Origin of the sequence: Brachybacterium sp. AOP42-C2-15, assembly GCF_052377065.1 — a bacterium.
Taxonomy (GTDB): Bacteria; Actinomycetota; Actinomycetes; order Actinomycetales; family Dermabacteraceae; genus Brachybacterium.
Window position 1 is genome coordinate 1 of the sequence record NZ_JBQSWK010000108.1, and the last position, 1,217, is coordinate 1,217.

General features: G+C 64.3%; 1 protein-coding gene. It reads left to right on the plus strand.

All coding sequences use genetic code 11. The features are described from left to right. Positions 1 to 1,183: acyltransferase family protein (locus ACT3SQ_RS19235; RefSeq protein WP_444601618.1), on the plus strand; the 1,183-nt coding region annotated here is incomplete at its 5' end. Positions 1,184 to 1,217 lie beyond the last annotated feature (34 nt).

The following is a 1,217-nucleotide window of genomic DNA, read 5'->3' on the forward strand; positions in this document are numbered from 1 at the left end:
GCATTTCTGGTCGCTCTCGATCCAGGGGCAGGTATTCGTGCTGTGGGCGGTCACGCACCTCATCGCAGTCCTTGCGGCTCGGATCACGAAGATTCCACTCAGGGTGTGGCTGGCACTCGGGTTCGGCATCGTGTTCATAGGTTCCCTCACATTCAGCATGTACATGACTGAGGCCTCCCAGGAGCGGGCGTACTTCGATGTGCGGGCAAGACTGTGGGAGTTTGCGCTCGGCTCCCTCCTCGCGGTGATCGGGGAGGTCCGCATCCGTGCCTCCATTGCACGGCTCATGATCTACATCGGGGTCGTGATGATCGCGGCGTGTGGCTTCCTGCTGCCAGTTGGGACGACATTCCCAGGCATCGCGGCGCTATGGCCGCTGAGCGGAGCTGGCCTGATCCTCTTGGCGACCACGCGGCCAACATCCCGGCCCACGCTGTTGGCGCACCCTTGGCTGGTACGGGCCGGCGCCTACTCCTACGCCCTATATTTGGTCCACTGGCCGATTCTGGTGATCGCTCAATCCATGTCGAGCACGGGCCAGCTCGGCATCGCAGGAGGTACCGCCGTCCTTGCCTCATCGTGCGCGGTGAGCATTGCCCTCGTGCATGCGGTGGAGAACCCTCTCGCTCGGTTCCAGCGGTCAGGTTCGGTGTGGCGATCCGCAGGCGTCGTCGTCGCGATCTTCGCTCTCGGTGCCGCCATGCTGGTGGGGCTCAGAACCTATGTGGACAACCGTGCTGCAGCCGACCCCGGCAGCAGTGCGCGCCAGAGCTGGGCAGTGCTCGGCGGGGAGTGCGACACCGATCTGCTGGCCGAGTACTGCAGCGCGCTCCCCGGCTCTGAACCCGATGTCCCCAGGGTGACCTTCCTCGGCAGCTCCCACACCCAGCAGTACATGGCGGCGTTCACACCGACGATCGAACGTGAAGGATGGGCTGCGCAGGCGTATCTCCTCCCGGGTTGCCTGTTCCGAACCACCCCAGGAGAGGGGCGCGATCAGACCTGCTTCGAGGCATGGTCCGCCGCACGCAGCGGAGACCTGCTTGATGACACCGATGTGCTGGTCATCCTAGGAACCGCCAGCACCCCGGAGGGCGACCGCTCGAGGAATGATCAGAACCTGTGGATGACTCCCGGCGAGGGGGCGTGCAAGGGGCGCACCTTCCCGAGGATGATCTTCTAGACGAAGCAGTTCTGATCAAGGACCGGCGTTGGCT